The sequence below is a fragment of the Legionella stuttgartensis genome (assembly GCF_977063405.2).
In genome coordinates this window covers 196,233-213,363 of the sequence record NZ_CDRUHA020000055.1, presented here as the reverse complement: position 1 = coordinate 213,363, position 17,131 = coordinate 196,233, and the positions used below count along the sequence as shown (strand labels likewise).

The following is a 17,131-nucleotide window of genomic DNA, read 5'->3' as shown; positions in this document are numbered from 1 at the left end:
TAAATTAAAGGGATTCTTATGAGCTTCGTGTCTTTTGCACAAAATTTTGAAGACATTATGTTATGGCGGGCACTAAAACATGTGCAGAAGGGATTTTATATTGATATTGGTGCTCAACATCCGGTAATCGATTCGGTTAGTAAAGCATTTTATGATAAAGGTTGGCGGGGTATTCATATTGAACCCGTTCCTGAATTTGTTGAGCTTTTGCGACACGCACGACCTGATGAAACAGTATTACAGATCGCCCTATCAGACCATAATGGATTACTTGATTTTAATATTATTCCTGGAACCGGCTTAAGTACAGCCATTGACCACATTGCAGAAACTCATTCCAATGAATTAGGCTTACCTTGCCATAAAGTACAAGTGCCAACGCTCACATTGCAATCAGCAATGAATACTTTAGCTGAGAATGACATTCATTGGATGAAAATTGATGTTGAAGGGTTTGAAAAAGAAGTGCTTAACGGCTGGGATCCCACACGGTTACGTCCTTGGATAATATTAATTGAAGCCACAGTCCCTAATTCACCTGAAACAAATCATGCTCAATGGGAATCATTACTTATCTCCGCCGACTATCTCTTTGTGTATGCTGATGGGCTTAACCGTTTTTATGTTGCGAAAGAGCACCCGGAACTTCTCGATGCGTTCACTAGTCCGCCTAATATATTTGATAAATGGCAGATTACCGAGAATTCATGGCTTTGCCAAGAATTAGTCGCCAATTATAAAGTAAAAATTAATATGTTACTGGAGCAAACAGCAAGCGAACTTAATTTAGCAAAAGAATATCAGGCACAACAGCAAAACGATGCCTATCGTGTACAACAAGAAAAGAATGCATTAGTCCAAGAATTGAACTTACAAAAAGAATACCGCGTTCATCAGCAAGGATTTGTTCAAAATTTACAAAATGAATTAAATAAGCTTAATCAACAATTAGGTTCTTTAAGCGAAGAGCTGATTACCATTAAAGAACATCGTAGGGAAGAGCATATACATACTCAAAATTTACAGCTTGAATTAAATAAGGCCAACCAAAAATTAGTTGTTCTTAGCGATGGGCTTATTGCGGAAAAAGAATTTCGTAGAAAAGAACAAGCACATATTCAAAATTTACAGAATGAATTAAATAGCGCCAACCAAAAACTGGACTCCTTAAATGCAGAACTTATTGAGGAAAAAGAATCGCGTAGAAAAGAGCATGCACTTACTCAAATGCAACAGCAAAATCAGCTCGTTCAAGCTTCAATAAAGAACTCAAGCGATATCAACTTACTTTTACATCGACAAGGAGAGGATTTTATTTACCATGCCTACCTTGCCGCATTGAATAGAGAACCCGATCCCGAGGGTATGCAGTATTATCTGAGCCATCTATCTGCAGGTCGGAATAAGACGTTAATAATAAAAGATTTATTAAAATCACCCGAAGGACAGAGTAAAAAAATTCGCATCAAGGGACTTAACAAGGCTTTTCGTTGTTATAAAAGACAAAATTGGCCGATGATTGGAGCGTATTTTAGAAAGGTTTATGAAAAGCAAAATAATAAAATCAAGCAACATTTATTAGCTACAGGTACGAATGAAGTTGAGCCCGAATTACATCATTTATCGGAACATGAACGTCATGTTTTTTATCAACTCAAAAAATGTATTGATTAGATGCTTAATAAAAGCACCTGCAGAAAAACTTCGTAAACTATTTAAATTGGATGTTAACAAAGGATTGCAATAATGTTAGAAAATGCCAGTAGTTGGAAAACGGATTTGACAGAAAATCAGATTTATTTAGGATATACCTTTGACGATTTAAAACGACTCGAAAAATATCAGGCCCACTCAGAATTGGAAAAAGGGTTTTATACCGACTATTTTGGCATTAAAACCGATTTATCTTTTTTTTCACTTAATAATACCCACCATGAGCAATCTATTGGTAGGCTCCCTTTCCCTTGCGACACCCTTCATGCTGAGGCCCTTGAATACATTGGCGCCGTTAAGGCCATAGAGGCTGCTAAAAATCGATTCGTAGGCATTGAATTGGGTGCAGGTTATGGGCCGTGGCTGGTGTTTGCTGCAAAAATTGCGCAACAAAATGGAATAAATGACATTACTCTTGTCGGAGTTGAGGCCGATATAGAACGGCTTGCCTTGATGAGAGCCCATTTTATTAAAAATGGTCTGCCTATTTCGGAACCTGATAATATTAAAACCGAAAACCAGATCAATACGCGTTGCATTTATGGTGGAATTAGTGAGAGCAAAGAGCCTTTATTTTATGGCGCGAGTGGAATTGCTGATTGGGGCGGGGCCGTCTCGAATGATTCATCTGCAATGGATTATCGTGGACAAGAGCTCTCCAAGAGTCAGATCCCATCCTATACGATCGAAGACATTTTAGATGATTTTAACTATGTTGATTATGTCCATATGGATATTCAAGGTAGTGAATTTAAATCACTAAGACATTCAATTGGATCAATTAATAAAAAAGTTCGTTTTATGCTTATAGCAACCCATAGTCGAAAAATCGAAGGTGAAGTATTGGAACTGTTCATCCAAAATAAATGGACTTTACTTCATGAAAAACCCTGTAAATTTGATTTCAATCCAAAACTTTCTAATCTAACGGGCATGACAACCTTGGATGGGATTCAGGTCTGGTTCAACGAAAATTTATATGAAGATATGACGGTATATTAAATTAAGTGGACCAATCTGTACTCGAGTTTCTAATTTTATTTTAAATTAAAAATCCATTTGGATTGTATTGAAGGAGTTGTTTTATGCGTATTGTCTTGGATCTGCAAGGAGCACAAGCACCCAATACTCGTTTTCGTGGCATTGGCCGTTATGTACTTTCCCTCGCCTTAGCGATTGTCAAAAATCGCGGAGAACACGAAATTTTTATTGCGCTCAATGGACAATTTCCAGGTAGTATTGAACCGATACGCGCTGTATTTGATGGAATATTGCCGCAGGAGCATATTCGTGTGTGGTACAGTACAACTGAAAATGATGAAACAGCCGAACTGATACAAGAGGCATTCATTGCTCAACTAAAACCTGATGTAGTCCTGATAGGTAGTTTTTTTGAAGGAACAAATGGAGGCGGGGTTGTCACGAGTATCGGCCGACTCAGCAAAATAATACCTGTAGCTGTTGTGATGCACGACTTAATTCCTCTTGTTTATGCTGAGCATTACCTACACGATTCAAAAACAAAAAAATGGTACTTTAAAAAACTCGACTCTTTGGGGCAAGCGGATTTACTGTTATCTAACTCCGAGCACTCCAGACAGGAGGCGTTAAAATATTTAAATTTTTCAGAAGACAAAGTTGTTAATATTTCTTCAGCTGTGGATAATTATTTTAAACCCATAAAAGTAAATAATGCAGAGAGTTTGAAAAAACGATATGGATTAACCCGTCCATTTGTTTTATATACAGGCGGAATTGATTTTCGCAAAAACATTGACGGATTAATTCGCGCTTATGCGAAATTACCATTCGATGTTCGTGATCAGCATCAATTAATGATTGTGTGCTCTATAACACGTACAGAAAAGAAAAATCTTCTTTCATTGTCGGCCTCGCATGGTTTAGCTACTGACGAATTAATACTCCCCGGATTTATACCCAACGATGATCTGCTGAGCTTGTATAATTTATGCAAAATTTTTGTTTTTCCTTCATTGCATGAGGGATTTGGCTTACCTGTTCTTGAGGCAATGTCTTGCGGTCAAGCGGTAATTGGCTCTAATACAAGCAGTATCCCGGAAGTGATTGGAAGAGAAGATAATCTTTTTGATCCTCGCGACGATGAATCAATTGCCAACATGCTATTAAAGGTCTTGGATAATGATGACTTCCGATGTGAGTTGCGACATGCAGCACTTGAGCAAGCTAAATTATTTTCCTGGGATATTAGTGCCCGCAGAGCAATTAAAGCACTGGAATCCTTAGATGTTGAACAAAAAAAACAACAAAGTCTCTCATTGAATTCACACCAACGACCGAAGTTAGCCTATGTTTCCCCCCTTCCTCCAGAACGTAGTGGAATAAGCTATTACAGTGCGGAGCTTTTACCCTTCTTGAGTCGATTTTATGACATTGAGGTTGTTGTCGCTCAAAATGAAGTGAGTGATCCTTGGATTTCCGCCAATCATCGTATTCGATCAGCAAGTTGGTTCCAGGAGCATGGCCTTGGTTATTACGATCGGGTTATTTATCATTTTGGTAACTCGATGTTTCATCGACATATGTTTGAGTTGATTCAAGAAATACCGGGTATTATTGTGTTGCATGATTTTTTCCTTTCAGGTGTCGTTGATTATATTGCTTATCATGGTAAAGCTAAGAATTTTTTAAATTTAGAATTATATTATTCCCACGGCTATAAAGGGTGTCTGGATAGAGTAAATGATCATGATGCTGCGATCTCTAAATATCCTTGTAATCTTCGAATCCTACAACAGGCAACAGGCATTATTGTTCATTCAGAATATTCTCGTTATTTAGCGAACCATTTTTATGGTACCAATACCGCAAGGGATTGGGCGGTTATTCCTCATTTAAGAAAACCTGTCGAACTCATTGATAAAATGGCAGCGCGCGAACAATTAGGTCTTAACCCTGATGCATTTATAGTCTGTAGTTTTGGCATTTTAGGCCCTAATAAAGTAAACCATAGGTTATTAGAGGCTTGGTTGGATTCCAAACTCGCGCACAGTAAACAATGCAAACTTATCTTTGTAGGAATAAACAATTCTAAAAGTTCTTATGGGAAACAATTATTAGCCACCATTAATGCTGGTGTGGGAACCAATGTAACTATTACTGGATGGTGCGATGAGCCAACGTACCAGTTGTATCTAGCAGCTGCTGATCTAGCGGTTCAACTTCGGAGCAACTCGCGGGGAGAAACATCTGGAACAGTGTTAGATTGTATGAATTACGGTGTTCCTACTATTATCAATGCGCATGGAAGTCTCTGCGAATTACCTGATAACTGTGTGTGGAAGGTACCAGAAGATTTTACTGATCACCAATTGAAGGAATCCCTAGAACTTCTTTGGAACGATAAAAATCGTCGATTAGCACTAGGCGATTTAGCACAAAAACATATAAGAGTTCAGCATGCACCTTATGATTGTGCACGGAACTATTATCATTCTATCGAAAAAATGTATGACCTCGCTTCAGCTGATATGTTTTCTTTAGGTAGGTCAATAGCGCAACTTACATCTTATTCTCCAGATACGCGCGATTTAATGCAATTAGCCAGAGATGTAGCTCAGTCCATTCCTAAATCAATTCCTACCCGACAATTTTTGATTGATGTGTCATTGCTCATTGTTAAAGATGTGAAATCAGGGATTCAAAGAGTGACACGAAGTATTGTAAAAAGTTTATTGGAGTCCCCTCCATCCGGTTATAGAGTAGAGCCTGTTTATGCTTCTGAGAGTCACACATATCGCTATGCTCGCAATTTCACGCTTAATTTATTATCGTGTTCTGCTGATGGTTTTGACGACACTCCCATTGATACCAACGCAGGAGATATTTTTTTAGGTTTGGATTTAAGTCCCAATATTGTTCCTAAACATAAGGACTATTTGCTGAATCTTCATCGTAAGGGCGTTTCTATTAATTTTGTTATTTATGATTTACTACCCATATTAATGCCTGAAATGTTCAATCCCAAAACGGAAAAAATGCACCACAACTGGATGAATACGGTTGCAATGTTTGATGGTGCATTATGCATCTCTAAAGCAGTGGCTGACACGGTGTGTGACTACTTAAAGAGTTTTAAATTTGAAAATTCTCGCCCCTTCAAGATAGGCTATTTTCACCTTGGCGCCGATATTGAAAACTCGTTGCCAACCCATGGGATAAATAGTAATGAGGAGCAAATTCTTCAACAATTGAAACACGATCCTACTTTTATTATGGTTGGAACGGTTGAGCCACGAAAAGGGCACACACAAGTGCTCAATGCATTTGAATTATTATGGTCGCAAGGACATCGAGTTAATTTAGTGATTATAGGAAAGCAAGGGTGGAATGTAGAAAAACTAGTCCAAAAATTGCGAAAACACCCGGAATTATTTAAAAATTTATTCTGGCTAGAACAGGTGAGTGATGAGTATTTAGAAAAGATATACGCCTCTTCATCTTGTATGTTGGCTGCGAGCGAAGGGGAGGGATTTGGTTTACCTTTAATTGAGGCAGCGAAATATAAACTTCCAATTATAGCACGTGATCTAGAGGTTTTTCGTGAGGTCGCTGGCAATTATGCTACCTATTTTAACTCTAATGATCCTTCTGCTTTGGCAGAGGCTATTCTTTCTTGGTTGGATGATTTTAAAGAAAAGACGCATATTTTATCGGAAGACATGCCTTGGCTTACCTGGGAACAAAGTACGCAGCAACTCTTGGAGGTATTGTTTAATGAGCGGTGGTATACCCAATTAAGCTCAGATCATTGTGAATTTGATTGGAATCAATGTTTAGTGATGAATGAAAACGCATTAGAAGAGGAGGGGCAATGCAACTAACTAAATCTCCTAAAATCGCATTGATCACAGGGATAACCGGCCAAGATGGTGCTTATTTGGCTGAGTTATTATTAGAAAAAAAATACGTGGTCTATGGTGCTTATCGCCGGGCTAGTGCAACTAATTTTTGGCGAATTCAAGAATTAGGTATCGATAAGCATCCTAATTTACATTTGGTTGAATTTGATTTAACTGATTTAAGTTCCATTGTTGGTTTACTTAGGAAAAGCCAAGCGACCGAAGTGTATAACTTAGCGGCACAGAGTTTCGTCACTTCTTCTTTTGACCAACCCATTATGACCTCTTCAATTACTGCGCTTGGGGCTTTAAATATTTTAGAAGCAATTCGTATGGTGAATCCGATGATTCGTTTTTACCAAGCAAGTACTTCGGAGATGTTTGGGAAAGCGCAAACTGTGCCGCAAACTGAATTAACACCATTCTATCCTCGTAGTCCTTATGGGGTTGCCAAATTATATGCTCATTGGATGACTGTTAATTATCGTGAAAGTTACAATCTGTTTGCATGTAGCGGCATCTTGTTTAATCACGAATCGCCTCTGCGAGGCAGTGAATTTATTACTAGAAAAATAACCAACGGTATTGCAAAAATCAGACTGGGAATGCTCGATGTCTTAGAAATAGGAAACTTGGATGCAAAACGAGATTGGGGGTTTGCTAGAGAGTATGTAGAAGGGATGTGGCGTATGCTGCAAGCAGAGGAACCTGATACCTATGTATTGGCAACTCAACGAACTGAAAGTGTTCGATATTTTGTAAACTTAGCGGCACAAGCAGCAGATTTTGATCTTGCTTGGGAAGGAAGTGGTGCTCATGAAATAGCTGTTGATCAACGAACTGGGAAAACTATAGTGAAAGTTAATCCTCAATTCTATCGTCCAGCAGAAGTCGATTTGCTAATTGGTGATGCCTCCAAAGCCAAAAAATGCTTGGGGTGGGAGCCTAAAATAACTTTAGAACATTTATGTCAAATGATGTTCGAAGCGGATCTTGAGCGAAATAAGCGTGGGGTAGCCTTATAATGAAGAAGGTTATTATTACCGGCGCCTCAGGGTTTACCGGTTATTATCTGTCGCAGGAGCTGGTTCGTTCTGGAATGAACGTAATCGGTCTTTGCCAGCGTCTACCGCTTCACCCTATTCCGGATGTGCGTTATTTTCCATGTGATCTTTTAAATAAAGATGAGCTGAGCAAGATCATTAAAGAAATAGAACCTACCGTGGTTGTTCATTTGGCAGCGATTTCTTTTATAGGCCAGAATAATGCGGAAACAATGTATCGGACGAATATCATCGGTACCCGAAATTTATTAGAGGCCTTAGCTCGATTATCCAAACGTCCGGAACACATTTTTTTAGCCAGTAGTGGAAATATTTATGGTAATACAGATCGCGAATTCATTGATGAAACAGCACCCGCCGCACCGGTCAATGATTATTCAGTGAGTAAATTATCTATGGAGCACATGGCAAGACTCTGGATGAGCGAGCTTCCTATTACCATTGTACGTCCATTTAATTATACGGGAGTGGAACAATCATCTTTATTTTTGGTGCCAAAAATAGTAACTCATTTTTCCCAGCGTGCTGATTCTTTGGAGTTAGGTAATTTAGATATTGTACGCGATTTTTCTGACGTCCGTGATGTTGCACACGCCTATCGACGCCTAATTGAAGTAGGTGGGGTTGCAAATGAAGTTGTGAATATTTGTACGGGCCAAGGATACTCTTTGCAGCAGTTACTTTCTATGCTGAGCAAATTAACAGGTCATACTCCGGAAATTCGTGTTAATTCCGCGTTTGTTCGCAGCCAGGAAGTAAAGCACTTAGTTGGATGTAAACAAAAACTTGAGCAAATTATCGGTCCCTTTTCGCGTTTTACTTTAGAAGAGACCTTAAACTGGATGCTGGAAGCTTAATGTTTAAAGGTAGCAACTCATCCCCACTGCCTACATGCCGCGACGCGTTCGCGGCATCCAGATGCTTTTAATCAAAGGTAAATATCTTCAAATAGATCACGCCATTCTGGATTTAGGTTCTCAATCAAATTCAATTTCCACTGTCTGCGCCAATTTTTGAAACGTTTTTCTCGTCGAGCAGCTTCCACATAGGTTTCATGAGTCTCATAATAAACCAGCATATGAACATTGTACCTAGCAGTAAATCCAGGAGTTAAGTTATTTTTATGCTCCCAGACTCTCTTAATTAAATCTGATGTTGAACCAGCGTATAATGTACCATTTCGCTTGCTTGCCATAATATAGGCATAAAATGACCTCATCTTGCTTCCTTGTTTTTGATTAGAGTATTGGACTCAATGCGATAATATCACTTAAATTACTCTGATTACACGGAGAGCCAAATATAGGAACAGGCATTGAGGCTTAGGCTCATAATTTCTCTTTTTCAATAAGACCTTAATCTTTTACACATCGATGAAAAAACAGTCCTTCTATATTCCTATGTCCCGCGGCTTGTTCCTAAGCGTTCCGGACGAAATTTAAACCCCTACGTACCCCGCTTTATGCGCGATATCAGAACAATCTATCCTAATCAGAACTTTTTGTGCCTCAACAAACATCCTCTGGATACCGCGCATAAAGCGCGGCACGCAGGCCTCGATTGAGATGAGAAGTCAACACATCTACTTTTAATGCTTAATTTACGCACACTATGAAGGTATAATCACTTCTCTATTTGAAGCATTTTAAAGTTGTGGGAATTGTTATGCCTTTTTTGTCACGAGAACAGTTTGTAAATATATGTACAGAAGCTATTTTAAACACTAGAGGAAAAGTAGCGATCGGAAATCAAAAAAGTGGATATGTAAAATATCACTGTGAGATTAAAGAAAATGACTACTTCACTAAAAATGTCCGCACCCCTCTTGTTGCTACCAAAGAAGATGATTATATGTATCGACATGATCTTATTGGACATGTGGGTTTAGGAAATTGTCATGAGCTTGCAGATTATCTTCTGGTAGAGATTGGTAAAGAAATTATGCGTCAAGGGGCGGTTGCAAGAATTCGCATCCTTAACTCGCTCAAATATGATCATGTTTATTTAGAAATATTAATTCAGTTAAGAGGAGAAAGAAATTACTCTATCTGGGAGGTTGATGCTTGGGACCCACGGATCATTGATATCAGTACTCGACCTGATGGTTCAATTAAAAATTACGAGTCGCTTACATACGGATACTCAGCCGACGCTCATAATTCGGTATATACCGATCAGATTAATTACAATCGCAGATACACCTTTTTTAATGCAATACCAAAGCCATTAGCTGGCGGGCCTCCCGCTGGAAGTGCGACACCGGAGCGAGACATGTTGGAGAAGCACCCTACAATGTATGACGATTACACTTTAGAAGAGTCTATGGACGCTGGGATGTTTGATGCTGCTGGAGACATTCATTATTTACAAAAAGCTTCTAACTGGCAGTATTAATATAAGGAGCGTTAAAAATCCTTTTGTCACGGAGAGATGTCAAACTCTGGTTGCACGCTTAGCCAGGAGGAGTGCTGAAACTCAAGTTTGCTTTTAAGATTCAGTATCAAAAATAGGCTACCAGTTAAACTGCAGTTCGTTATCTTCATCACGCCGTCGCTCTTGAACTTCATTTTTTTTGATTTTAGTTTCAATGATGTGAATATCTTTAGCGGGTATTAAAACACCCGCTTGCTTTTTGAGTTTGTTGAAATTTTCTTGTAGGATCTGTTGGTGATTACTTAATGTATCATACTCCTGCGTCCTATCTTGCTCCATAAGTTTTCTTGTTAAAAAATCAGATTCTTTTTTAAGTTCTTGCTGGATTGCTTTAAGGCCCTTAACTTCAGCTATTAAAGTATTACGATGGTGATAATCAGTCCATGTACTTTTTGCCTCATCGATTAATTTTTTATTTACAAATAATAAGAAAAAACGTTTAAAAATACCGGGTTGTTCATCTGCAAAAATACGGACCCAAAACCCTGGTGTCTCCCGAGACAGACGGTTTATTTCTGTTTCTTTATCAGTAATCTTTTTTTCATGGTCTTTGTGCTGTTTTTCTAAAAGCTGAACCTTTGAATGGTCGCCCATCAGGTTTTTTTGGTGCTCATGAATCTGCTTAAGCTCTGACTGAATTTTGAGGAATCCTTTTTCAAATTTAAGAATGATCTCAATTAAATTATCGTCTGTTAGCGTATCTAAAATAGACTCATAGTAATTATGCTCGGCGACCATTTGAGCGGTTCTTAATTGATCAAAAGCTTCATAGCAGAGGAGGCTAACATATTCTTCCTCTAATTCTAGAATTTTTTCAACAGCATATATAATTTCTCTGCCAGCCCTTTGGTTTCCCATTGTAAGTCGATAAAGTGCCGCGCCCATTTTTATCTCAGACATTATTTCTTTATTAGTATAATTTTAATACAAAAAAATTAATGATTTATTAAATAGGCTTGGAATAATACTTGTTCTCGATCACAGAATAATTGAGCGACTCAGCCCTCAATTGAGAGCAGGGATTTATAAGGTTAAATTTACCCATTAATTATATTTTAAATTTGGATGCTATTGCTTTCTTGTTCTTTCAAAATATATAGTGGTGCTGGGGTTGGTTACAAGTCCATGGTAAACATCATCTCGTCAGGCTCCTCAGGTTTAACTTGAGCTGTTTTTTGTTTTTTATTTGCTGTCATTTTAGGAATTAAAGCACTAGCATTTTCTTCTAATTTTTCGATACTGGTTCGTAACACACTATGATACAGATCTAATTCCCCAACTTTCTTGGTTCGAGTTGTAACTTTTTCCTCACTGGCGCCGACTTCTTTTTCTAGTTGTTTCTTGGTTAAATCGAGGTCGTCATTATTTTTGATTAAATCAATGCGGTTTTGATAATCAGCACGTTTTCTCTTGGCTGCATCAATTGACTCTTGGGATACGAACAATAAGAGGAATCTTGTAATCAAACCAGGTTGTTCATCTGCAATTGTATTTTCCCAGATTCCGGGTTTCTCTGGTGATAGATTTTTTATTTTATATTGATTTGAAAGAATTTCCCTAGAGGTTTTTTCGAGCTGATATGCTTTTCTATCTCCCTCACGGATAGCTTCTTGTAGCATCTCTCTTTCTTTATTAAGCTTATTAGAAATTTTAGGTAACATTTCTTTAAATGTCTTAATGATACCCATTAATTCATCATCTTCAAGATGTTCTAAAATAGAACCTTTTTTCCTAAAGGCCTCACCTCGAGCACCTTTTAATTGTTGAAAAACTTGCTTAAGGATATCATCTATATCTTCATTCTCTAATTCCTCCAATGCTAAGATCGATGAAATTTGCCTTTCAATTTCTTTACCAGCTTCTCGATTTTTCGTAGCAAGTTTACTAAGTAAAACACCCATGTTGTTCACATCAATTATATATACTAATAGTATTATTTTAGCTCAAAAAGATTATAAATTTATTAATTTGAGCTTTAATAATACTTTTTCGCCTTAAGAATGATAAAATGAGTGAGTCAGCTCTCGATTGAGAGCAAGGAATTTATAGCTAGAATTTACCCATTAATTATATTTAAATTTGGATGCTATTGCCCTTTCTTGTTGTTTCAAAATATATTAATAGACTGGGTTCATGAATTAATGGTCACCAATGAAACTTATAATCAATAAAAAAAATAGCGGGGAGTCTGTAACCCTGGAGCTGGAGTCAACAACCGCTGTGAAGGATTTGTTGTTCATTCTTTATAGTCATAGAAGTAAAATTTATGAGCGTTTTTCTTTTCAAGAGTATCAAAAATATATTTCCGTATATCAGTGCCTTTTATATGGGGATCGATTCAAAAATAAATTGTTTCCAGAGACCATTTTGGCAGATTATCAGCTTGAGGACCCCTGTCATTTAAGTTGGGAAGAATTCACCGAGGCCCGTTGTCTTTTATCCCATATAGAGCCTAAAGATAATAGAGTTCTTTTTTGGCAAGGAAGTATAAGGGTTAGTAAATCCGATCTTGAAGAGAAAGCTTTGTCAGCTCAGAGTGAGAGTATTAAGTCCACTATGCTTTGAGATATCGTTCGTAAGTCTATGCGATATCATTTCAATAGAGATGTCTAATCAACACATTAGACATCCTCTCTCGGGTTGAACTCCATGATGAGCACCATGAGGCTCTTCTCTATTCTCAAAGAAGCCTAAACCCTTAGAAGGGGTTGTCACAGGATTAGAATTGCTTATGGTCGGTGTGGGTTCGGCGGCATAACCCAAGGTATGCAATAGATTGAAGGCCGTATTACTCCCAGTTTCTACATTCACTCCTGCATTTGCATTATTGGCTGCAGTAGACATTACTTCCTGGTGTTTAAAACGATATAAATTGGATAACACAATTGCAGACTCAAGTACCATTAATGCAACTCCCACTGCAGGATTAAGTGCAAAACCGATTGCAACAAACAATCCGGCGGCTACTAAAGTTATGAGTGAGTTATAACTCAGGCTTATGGATAAGTTTTGAACAATATTTTGTTTTGTTTTTTCTGCGACATCAAATGCAGTTGCAATGGAAAATAATATTCCTTGTTGAATGACGATACCCGCATGTTGTTGCGTGATGGTATCTCCAATACTTGATTTAACTGCAATTCCAAGATCGGAATAGGCAATTGCGCTCACATCATTGGCTGCATCCCCTACCATAGCAACTTTACAGCCTTTGCGTTTTAGCTTTTCAATATAACTAATTTTGGATATCTCATCTGGGTTCGTGACCGCCCCTACCGTATTGGCACACACATTCTGTTCAGAAATACCCAATAAAGCTGCATATTTTGCCGCAGTGGTTTTATCTGCTCCCGTACAAATATGAACTGTTTTACCAAGGTGCTGTAGTTGTTTTACAGTTGCAATAGCATCTTCGCGCAAGGGGTCAGTTAAAGCGACTTGCCCGATTACAGTGGTGCCACGCACAATATAAACGCTACCATTTTCAGGATTATCATAAGGCGTATCAATGTGAAAAATTCCATTCGCTTGGAGCATGTCTTTGTTGCCAATCATGAATGTCTCACCCTGAATTTCACCTTTTATTCCCGAGTGATGACTTTTATCAATGGAGGTGATTTCTAAAGGTTCTAAACTAAAGATTAGGTTTTCTATATAAGATCCAATAACATGTGCCGTTGGATGATCTGCTTTACTCTCTAATAATGCCACATGGGCCAAGAATTTTTTATCACTAATCCGCAGTTTCTGAACTACAATGTTTCCTTGAGTCAGGGTGCCATTTAAATCAAAAACCACGGTATCAATATCAGCAGCTGCTTGTAATGCTTTACCATTGTTAAAATGAATTCCGTTTTCGGATGCTTTTTTCATCCCAATTTTAACTGCCATAGGCGTAATCAAGCTCAAAGCGCATGGGCATGCACTCACGAGCACTGAGATCACGCACTGAATCGCTAAAGCGGGAGTAAATACCGTGCCTATGATTATGCCGGAGATGAGTGCCACGGTCAGTAAACCAGGAATAAAATATTTCAATAATTTATTTGCAAATTGTTCAATGGGCGCTTTTTCAGCATTAGCTTGCTCAATATTTTTTGCGATTAATGAGAGGTAGGAACTTTGGTACGTTTTAGTAACGCGCATTTCCAATGAGGAAAGATGATCTGCCAAACGCATCCCCGCTTTCACTGGATCACCCGGCTTAAATTCTTGTAGATGCGGTGAACCATCGATGCAGGTGGTATAAAGTAGTGCTTTTGTGGTTAATATTCCATCGACAGGAAGAACCTCTCCGCTTTTAATACGAATGATATCGTTAGGGATTAAATTTTTAACTGAAATATCTTTATTTGGAGTCCCTTTTAATAGGACTGTAGGGAGCAAACAATCTCGTACATCTAGTTTTTTACTAATTTCATCAATTAAAGTATGTTCGATGCCTTCGCCCAAATGCCAAAAACCTAAAACCAATGGTGCTGCTTCAAACATCATGGGTAATCCAGGAATAAATAGGCTGGCGAGCGATACCGCAACGATGGTCAAGGTGCTAATCGCATATAAGGTGGTAGTATCCCATTCCTTTGCAAGCAATGCATACCATGCTGATTTATAAACAGTCCGTCCCAAATATAATGTCATCAAGGCAGTAAGCCCGGTGATGAGGTAATAGGCAAGCATAGGGATATTAAAACTTCCAATAGCAATAACAAGCATCCCTATTCCCCAAAGCAACCCCAAGGCCGCTTTAAACCAATGATTGTCATCACCATCAGAATGGGCATGGCCGTGACCGTGGCCGTGAGAGTGACCATGACCGTGACCGTGAGAATGGCCATGAGAATGGCCATGAGAATGGTCATGAGAATGGTCATGAGAATGGTCATGAGAATGGTCGTGAGAATGGTCGTGAGAATGGTCGTGAGAATGGTCGTGAGAATGGTCGTGAGAATGGTCGTGAGAGTGAAGATGTTTTGTTTTTTTTCTACTCTGTTTAATAGGAGCAGAGTAATTGGGGGGGGATATTGAGGTGTTATCGAAATGCACTATTTCTTCTTCATACTCTATGGTTTCCACTTCCATTTTGTCACTTAAAAAAATTCCTTCCTTTGATAAAAGCTCAGTCGCGATTGTTTGTATCATACTCGAATCTTTAGACTTGCATAGCAAACTGATGCTTTTATCTTGACTGGTTAAATCGACGGCGACTCGTACTAACTTTAAATTTTCGGCTGAATACAAAATCTGTTCGATTTGTGATGGAGTGCTTTCCAGATCAAAAGGTTCGTTACCATAAAGTTTGAATCTATAATTACAATACATTGGTTTCCTCCATTTAAAGGACAACATAAATGTTAAAGAGGAGCACGGCCCACTTCAGTTGTATATCAATTAATTTCAGACCTGTTACTGGTATTTACAGTAATTTTAAAACGGTACGACCAAATTAGTTTTTTCCGTTAAAAACCGATAAAACAGCGTCTGGTATTTGTTACGATGCGTCCTAGCCTTAGAAAGTGTTACATTGTAACATTCTCTTGCCAAAGAACAAGTCATATTAAATAATTTTTAAACCAGAAGCATTTTGCTAATATTCGGCACCTGTAATTGATAATTTTTCTGTAAAACAAGGACTGTGGTATAATAAAGTTAAGTTATTAATTTAAAATATGATTGATGAAATACAGTTTGTTGGACAAGGCTTATAAGCATTGCATGCAGCATGGCTATCGGTTTACAGAACCGAGAGAGCGTGTCCTCAAGATATTGATAGAGGAAAGAAAGCCTCTAGGTGCTTATGAAATCTTGCAACGACTCTCTACACAAATTGAAAATCCCAAGCCGCCTACAGTCTATCGTGCGATTCAGTTCTGGCATCAGGAGGGATTTATTCATTGCATTGATAGTCTTAAATCGTATGTTGCTTGTTTGCATGGACATCATGTGGGCCAAGCCCAATTCCTAATCTGTAACCAATGTGATTTTGTCAAAGAATTAGAATGCATTATTGATTTCACCTGCATTAAAGAATTAGCAAATTCACTTCAATTTTCAATTATTAATTGCACAACAGAAATCAAAGGCTTGTGCGCGCGTTGCAAACTGACCAATCGCGAAAATTAGGAGCGATTTATTGTCAAAAAACAACGCGTACGATGTTATCGGTATGGGTAATTAATAAGCTACATCAATACACGAGTGAAATCGTTCATTGGTGCTTTGGTCTCTTCCCCATTCCGCATAGATGACATGGCGTCCGGTGCGTGCTGGTACATCACAGGTCATATGAAACTTATTATTTTTCTTATCTGCCCAAATGGTACTCTTATCTCGAGGTGGATTTTTATCATCCCAAGTAAGTTCACAAAAGGGTTCTGTTTCAAAATCACTCCATTTTAGGGCTTGATTTTGATTAAAGTGATAATCAGATTTGGTAATCCAGTAACGGAAATGCTCCGTATCACTAAAATGAGGGCCATAAGAAACATCCCAGACGAATTCTTGCTGAGTTGTTGCGAACTTATTGGCTGGCCAATTAATTGTTGCATCCCATGGAGATACTTTTCCTTTAAAGGTCTCACTATCAAAACCGCACACATGCTTTGGGAGATTGCTGTTTTGATAATAACCTCGGGTGTGGCTTAGTACGCTCATAAATTGATAGACATCATGATTGTAACTTCCATCTTGTTTCGTCAAAATGGGACGACACCCTTCATAAGGCAGTTTGTTGCCTGGCTCAATATGATGTGGCTGCGTCACTTTGCCGCAGAAATACTCTCGTGACATAGGTTTTTCTATGAGTCCGTGGCTATGAGCTGGCTGTTGAAATAGCATCAAAAAGCACCCGACTAACAATGTATCTAAGCGAATAAAAAACATACCACCAATCCAATAAGTAAATAAATTGCACCATAATTTACCATATTGATGCGAAATATGCATCTTTATTGTTCATTTTTTAAATTTATTACACTTTGAAGGTGTGTCTTTAAGTTATTTTGCTCGTGGAACTTAAACGTACTAATAAAATTAGTACTA

At 38.2% G+C, this 17,131-nt stretch carries 13 protein-coding genes; 8 read left to right on the top strand and 5 right to left on the bottom strand.

Features of this window, described 5'->3' with window-relative positions:
- The first annotated feature begins 18 nt into the window (after nucleotides 1-18).
- The 5 genes from ACWTEW_RS13920 to ACWTEW_RS13900 all read left to right on the top strand — a co-directional run bounded on the left by ACWTEW_RS13920 (nucleotide 19) and on the right by ACWTEW_RS13900 (nucleotide 8,514).
- Nucleotides 19-1,674 (top strand): FkbM family methyltransferase, encoded by a 1,656-nt coding sequence (locus ACWTEW_RS13920; RefSeq protein ID WP_454782248.1) that lies wholly within the window; start codon nucleotides 19-21, stop codon nucleotides 1,672-1,674.
- A 72-nt stretch (nucleotides 1,675-1,746) separates the two neighbouring features.
- Nucleotides 1,747-2,715, top strand: coding sequence for an FkbM family methyltransferase (locus tag ACWTEW_RS13915; protein ID WP_454782247.1), 969 nt, complete (start codon nucleotides 1,747-1,749; stop codon nucleotides 2,713-2,715).
- Between the two features lie 83 nt (nucleotides 2,716-2,798).
- A complete protein-coding gene (locus ACWTEW_RS13910) occupies nucleotides 2,799-6,575 on the top strand; it encodes a glycosyltransferase (RefSeq protein WP_454782246.1) in 3,777 nt (1,258 codons plus the stop codon).
- Complete coding sequence (gene gmd / locus ACWTEW_RS13905; RefSeq protein WP_454782245.1) at nucleotides 6,566-7,618, top strand: GDP-mannose 4,6-dehydratase; 1,053 nt, start codon at nucleotides 6,566-6,568, stop codon at nucleotides 7,616-7,618. Before ACWTEW_RS13910 ends, gmd begins: the two co-directional genes overlap by 10 nt.
- A complete protein-coding gene (locus ACWTEW_RS13900) occupies nucleotides 7,618-8,514 on the top strand; it encodes a GDP-mannose 4,6-dehydratase (protein ID WP_454782244.1) in 897 nt (298 codons plus the stop codon). Before gmd ends, ACWTEW_RS13900 begins: the two co-directional genes overlap by 1 nt.
- Before the next feature lie 71 nt (nucleotides 8,515-8,585).
- Here ACWTEW_RS13900 and ACWTEW_RS13895 read toward each other — a convergent pair whose 3' ends face one another.
- Nucleotides 8,586-8,876 (bottom strand): GIY-YIG nuclease family protein, encoded by a 291-nt coding sequence (locus ACWTEW_RS13895; protein ID WP_454782243.1) that lies wholly within the window; start codon nucleotides 8,874-8,876, stop codon nucleotides 8,586-8,588.
- A 446-nt stretch (nucleotides 8,877-9,322) separates the two neighbouring features.
- Here ACWTEW_RS13895 and ACWTEW_RS13890 point away from each other — a divergent pair, with 446 nt between their 5' ends.
- The gene (locus ACWTEW_RS13890) at nucleotides 9,323-10,051 is read left to right on the top strand and encodes a hypothetical protein (RefSeq protein ID WP_454782242.1); all 729 of its coding nucleotides are present in this window, start codon (nucleotides 9,323-9,325) and stop codon (nucleotides 10,049-10,051) included.
- A 117-nt stretch (nucleotides 10,052-10,168) separates the two neighbouring features.
- Here the strand turns inward: ACWTEW_RS13890 and ACWTEW_RS13885 are convergent, their stop codons facing one another.
- The gene (locus tag ACWTEW_RS13885) at nucleotides 10,169-10,990 is read right to left on the bottom strand and encodes a hypothetical protein (RefSeq protein WP_454782241.1); all 822 of its coding nucleotides are present in this window, start codon (nucleotides 10,988-10,990) and stop codon (nucleotides 10,169-10,171) included.
- Nucleotides 10,991-11,205: 215 nt separating this feature from the next.
- Nucleotides 11,206-11,991, bottom strand: coding sequence for a hypothetical protein (locus ACWTEW_RS13880; RefSeq protein ID WP_454782240.1), 786 nt, complete (start codon nucleotides 11,989-11,991; stop codon nucleotides 11,206-11,208).
- Nucleotides 11,992-12,241: 250 nt separating this feature from the next.
- Between ACWTEW_RS13880 and ACWTEW_RS13875 the strand changes: the two genes are divergently transcribed.
- Nucleotides 12,242-12,655, top strand: coding sequence for a hypothetical protein (locus tag ACWTEW_RS13875; protein WP_454782239.1), 414 nt, complete (start codon nucleotides 12,242-12,244; stop codon nucleotides 12,653-12,655).
- 48 nt (nucleotides 12,656-12,703) lie between these two features.
- Here the strand turns inward: ACWTEW_RS13875 and ACWTEW_RS13870 are convergent, their stop codons facing one another.
- Nucleotides 12,704-15,412, bottom strand: coding sequence for a heavy metal translocating P-type ATPase (locus ACWTEW_RS13870; RefSeq protein WP_454782238.1), 2,709 nt, complete (start codon nucleotides 15,410-15,412; stop codon nucleotides 12,704-12,706).
- Nucleotides 15,413-15,766: 354 nt separating this feature from the next.
- Here ACWTEW_RS13870 and ACWTEW_RS13865 point away from each other — a divergent pair, with 354 nt between their 5' ends.
- Nucleotides 15,767-16,213 carry a Fur family transcriptional regulator gene (locus ACWTEW_RS13865; protein ID WP_454782237.1) on the top strand — a complete coding sequence of 149 codons (447 nt, stop codon included), beginning with the start codon at nucleotides 15,767-15,769 and terminating at the stop codon, nucleotides 16,211-16,213.
- A 51-nt stretch (nucleotides 16,214-16,264) separates the two neighbouring features.
- On the opposite strand, the gene ACWTEW_RS13860 is transcribed toward ACWTEW_RS13865, so the two are convergent.
- Nucleotides 16,265-17,035 (bottom strand): lytic polysaccharide monooxygenase, encoded by a 771-nt coding sequence (locus ACWTEW_RS13860; protein ID WP_454782236.1) that lies wholly within the window; start codon nucleotides 17,033-17,035, stop codon nucleotides 16,265-16,267.
- Nucleotides 17,036-17,131 lie beyond the last annotated feature (96 nt).

Excerpts from the sequence above, each read along its gene's own strand:
- ACWTEW_RS13875 (WP_454782239.1), top strand. The coding sequence starts at position 12,242 with ATGAAACTTATAATCAATAAAAAAAATAGCGGGGAGTCTGTAACCCTG.
- ACWTEW_RS13895 (WP_454782243.1), bottom strand. The coding sequence starts at position 8,876 with ATGAGGTCATTTTATGCCTATATTATGGCAAGCAAGCGAAATGGTACA.
- ACWTEW_RS13870 (WP_454782238.1), bottom strand. The coding sequence starts at position 15,412 with ATGTATTGTAATTATAGATTCAAACTTTATGGTAACGAACCTTTTGAT.
- ACWTEW_RS13900 (WP_454782244.1), top strand. The coding sequence starts at position 7,618 with ATGAAGAAGGTTATTATTACCGGCGCCTCAGGGTTTACCGGTTATTAT.
- ACWTEW_RS13880 (WP_454782240.1), bottom strand. The coding sequence starts at position 11,991 with ATGGGTGTTTTACTTAGTAAACTTGCTACGAAAAATCGAGAAGCTGGT.
- gmd (WP_454782245.1), top strand. The coding sequence starts at position 6,566 with ATGCAACTAACTAAATCTCCTAAAATCGCATTGATCACAGGGATAACC.
- ACWTEW_RS13910 (WP_454782246.1), top strand. The coding sequence starts at position 2,799 with ATGCGTATTGTCTTGGATCTGCAAGGAGCACAAGCACCCAATACTCGT.
- ACWTEW_RS13885 (WP_454782241.1), bottom strand. The coding sequence starts at position 10,990 with ATGTCTGAGATAAAAATGGGCGCGGCACTTTATCGACTTACAATGGGA.
- ACWTEW_RS13920 (WP_454782248.1), top strand. The coding sequence starts at position 19 with ATGAGCTTCGTGTCTTTTGCACAAAATTTTGAAGACATTATGTTATGG.
- ACWTEW_RS13915 (WP_454782247.1), top strand. The coding sequence starts at position 1,747 with ATGTTAGAAAATGCCAGTAGTTGGAAAACGGATTTGACAGAAAATCAG.
- ACWTEW_RS13865 (WP_454782237.1), top strand. The coding sequence starts at position 15,767 with ATGAAATACAGTTTGTTGGACAAGGCTTATAAGCATTGCATGCAGCAT.
- ACWTEW_RS13860 (WP_454782236.1), bottom strand. The coding sequence starts at position 17,035 with ATGCATATTTCGCATCAATATGGTAAATTATGGTGCAATTTATTTACT.
- ACWTEW_RS13890 (WP_454782242.1), top strand. The coding sequence starts at position 9,323 with ATGCCTTTTTTGTCACGAGAACAGTTTGTAAATATATGTACAGAAGCT.